Genomic DNA, 3,506 nt, shown 5'->3' on the forward strand with positions numbered 1-3,506 from the left:
GCGCAGCTCGATGCCCGCGCCGCACGCGCCCCGGGCCGCGTGGTCTGGGTGCCTGCGGGCACGCCTGCTGTGGACCTGTCTGCGCTGGAGGCTCCCGCCCGCATGGTGGCTTACTTGCAGGCGGGCGGCCCGCGCAATCTCAAGAACGCCATCTCCCTGGCGCGCGCCGCGGTGGCGGGTGTTGCGATGCCGACCTTGCCCGCGCCCGACATCCTGCCCCCCCGGGGCATCTACCACCCCGACGCGCCCCGCCTGCTGCCCAACGCCGCCGCGCTGGAGGCCTGGCGCCAGGGCCAGCCCGCGCTGCGCAGCCTGCCCGCCGTGGCCGTGCTGGTGCACCGCCACCACTTCATCGACGGCAGCACGGAGTAGCTCGATGCCTGGTTGCACACCTTCCGCCAGCAAGGCCTGTTCGCCTACGCGGCCTTTGGCCAGCAGGTCACGGCGCAGACGCTGGCCGAGGTTCTGGAGTTGCCCGCTGAGAGCGGCACCGGACCCGGCCGCCTGCACGCCTCGGCCCTGGTGCTGCACCAGCTCGTGCCTCAGGCCGCCGCGCTGCAGCCGCTGTTGGCCCGCTGGGGCGTGCCCCTGCTGGGCACGCAGCCCTACCGCGCAGGCGATGCCGCCGCGTGGGAGGCCAGCGACACGGGGCTGTCGCTGTCCGATGTGCCGTTCTACCTGGCGCAGCCCGAGGCGGCGGGTGCCATCGATCCGGTCCTGGTCGCCGCCCACGGCGCTGAGGGCCGGGACTTTCGCCTCATCGAGCGCCAGGCCCAGGCTGTGGCCGCGAAGGCGCGGCGGCTGATCGCACTGCAGACCAAACCCGCCGCCGACAAGCGCCTGGTGGCCATGGTCTACAACTACCCCCCGGGCGGCACCAACTTTGGCGCCTCGTTCCTCAACGTGCCGCGCAGCCTGGAGCAGGTGTCGGGCGGTCTGGCCCAGGCAGGCTACCGCACGCAGCAGGTGCCCGAGCAGGGCTGGATCGATGGGCTCAAGCCGCTGCTGGCCGCCTATTACCCCGGTGCTGATGTGCGCGCGCTGCTGCAAAACGGACAGGCCGCCGCGCTGCCACTGGCGCGTTTTGAGCAGCACCTGGCCACGCTGCCGAAGGCCGTGCGCGAGCGCATGAATGCGCACTGGGGCACTCCCGCAAAGAGCCGCTACGTGGTCGAGTGGCAGGGCGAAAAGGTGTTCGCCATCCCGCGCCTGCAGGTGGGCAAGCTCTCGGTATTGCCCCAGCCCCCGCGCGAAGAAACCCTGCGCCTGGGCCAGAACCCGTTCATGCACAAGTCCAAGGCGCCGCTGTCGCACCATTACCTGGCCGTGTACCTGTGGGCGCAGCTGGAGGCCGATGCGCTCATCCACTTCGGCACGCACGGCACGCAGGAGTGGGCCGGTGGCAAGGCGCGTGCGCTGGATGTGCACGACGACGCGCTGCTGCCCCTGGGCGACCTGCCCGTGGTCTATCCCTACATCGTGGACAACCTGGGCGAGGCCCTCACTGCCAAGCGCCGGGGCCGCGCCGTGCTGGTGAGCCACCGCACGCCCGTGTTCGCCCCGGCAGGTTTCGAGGCGCGCATGGCCCACATGCACGAGGTGATGCACGAATGGGAAACCGTGGACGAAGGCCCCACGCGCCGCGCGCTCGAAAAGCAGCTGGTCGCGCAGTTTGTAGAGCACCAGCTGCACCGCGACCTGGGCTGGAGCGCCGAGCGCATCACGGCCGACTTCCACGGCTTTCTTGAAATTCTGCATCCCTACCTGGACCAACTCGCGCAAAGCTCGCAGCCCAAGGGCCTGGCCGTGTTCGGCCGCGTGCCCGCGCCCGAGCAGCGGCGCGAGACCATCCTGCAGGCGCTGCGCAAGCCACTGATCGAGGCGCTGGGCGAGGACATCGACGAAGCCTTCCTCATCAAGCACGACGCGGTGTTGGCCGCACGCCCCGCGCGCTGGCTGGAAGTGGCGCTGACCGACGCGCAGGCCGCCAGCGTGCTGGACCTGCGCCCCGTGCTGCCTGACGCGCCGCCCGCACAGGACGGCTTGGTGCGCGCCGAAGACCATGTGCCCAACCGCGCCGCGCGCCAACCCATCGACACGCCCGCGCTTCTGCAACTGGCACAGCGCGCGCAAGAGCTGGAGCGCCTGCTGGCCACGGAAGGCGAGCTACCCGGCTTGCTGGCCGCGCTGGAAGGGCGCTACCTGCCCGCTGCGTACGGTGGCGACCCCATCCGAAACCCCGACAGCCTGCCCACGGGCCGCAACCTCACGGGGCTGGACCCGAGCCGCTTGCCCACGCGCCAGGCCTATGCCGTGGCGCAGACGCTGTTCAACGACTGGTTCAAGGACTATCAGGCGCGCCATGGCGGTCAGGCGCCGCAGCGTTTGGCGCTTTCGCTGTGGGCGGGTGAAACGCTGCGCCATCAGGGCATCATGGAAGCCCAGGCGCTGGTGGCGCTGGGCATGCGCCCGGTGTGGGATGACTCGGGCCGCCCGGTGCGCGTCGAGACCATTGCCGCAGAAGAGCTCAAACGCCCGCGCGTTGATGTGCTCATGAGCATCACCGGCTCGTACCGTGACCAGTTCCCCGCGCTGATGGCCCTGCTGGACCGCGCGGTGGCCCAGGCCGCCACGGCCGAGCCCGGCAATGTGATTGCGCGCAACACCGAGCAGATCGGCCAGGAGCTGCGCAAGCACGGCGTGCCGCGCGCGCAGGCCGAGCAACTGGCGCGCGTGCGCGCGTTCGGCAATGCGGTGGGCGACTACGGCACTGGCCTGTCGGACGCGGTGCAGAGCGACGGCCTGCAAACCAACGATGCGCGCCTGGGCCAGATGTTCCTGGAACGCATGAGCCAGCCCTACCTGGACGGCGAACCCGTGACGAGCGTGGCGGGTGGTACGGCGGCGAAGGCGCTGGGGGCGCACCTGCGCCGCACCGATGCCGCCATCCTGTCGCGCAGCTCGCACCTGTATGCCATGGTCAGCTCGGACGACCCGTTTCAGTACCTGGGCGGCCTGTCGGCGGCCGCCCGCGTGGCCGGGCGAGCGCAGGGGCTGGAGCTGCATGTGGCCCAGCTGCAGGATGCAGGCGAGCCCACTACCGAAACTGCACAGCGCGCCATTGCGCTGGAGATGCAGTCGCGCTATCTGCACCCGGGCTGGCTCCAGGCGCAGAAGGCCGAGGGCTATTCGGGCACGCTGCAGGTGCTCAAGGCCGTGCAGTTCGCCTGGGGCTGGCAGGCCGTGGCGCCCGACACGGTGCGCAGCGACCATTGGCAAAGCTTCTACGACGTGCTGGTGCGCGACAAGCACCAGCTGGGCCTGCCCGAGTGGCTGAAAGAACATCCACAGGCCTACGCCCAGTCGCTGGAGCGCCTGGTGCAGGCGCAGCGTCAGGGCTATTGGCAGGCCGATGCCGACACGCAAAAACAGCTCGCGCAGATGTACCAGGAGCTGACGCGTGCCGCGCCTCTGGCGGCCGAGCTGCCCAGCGTGCGCCGCTGGGC

At 70.7% G+C, this 3,506-nt stretch carries 1 pseudogene; it reads left to right on the forward strand.

The features are described from left to right. Positions 1–102: 102 nt before the first annotated feature. A pseudogene (gene cobN, locus DBR23_RS21640) lies at positions 103–3,506 on the forward strand (cobaltochelatase subunit CobN); the annotation flags it as partial.

This window comes from Acidovorax sp. HMWF018 (assembly GCF_003061035.1).
In the GTDB taxonomy this organism is placed as follows: domain Bacteria; phylum Pseudomonadota; class Gammaproteobacteria; order Burkholderiales; family Burkholderiaceae_C; genus Acidovorax; species Acidovorax delafieldii.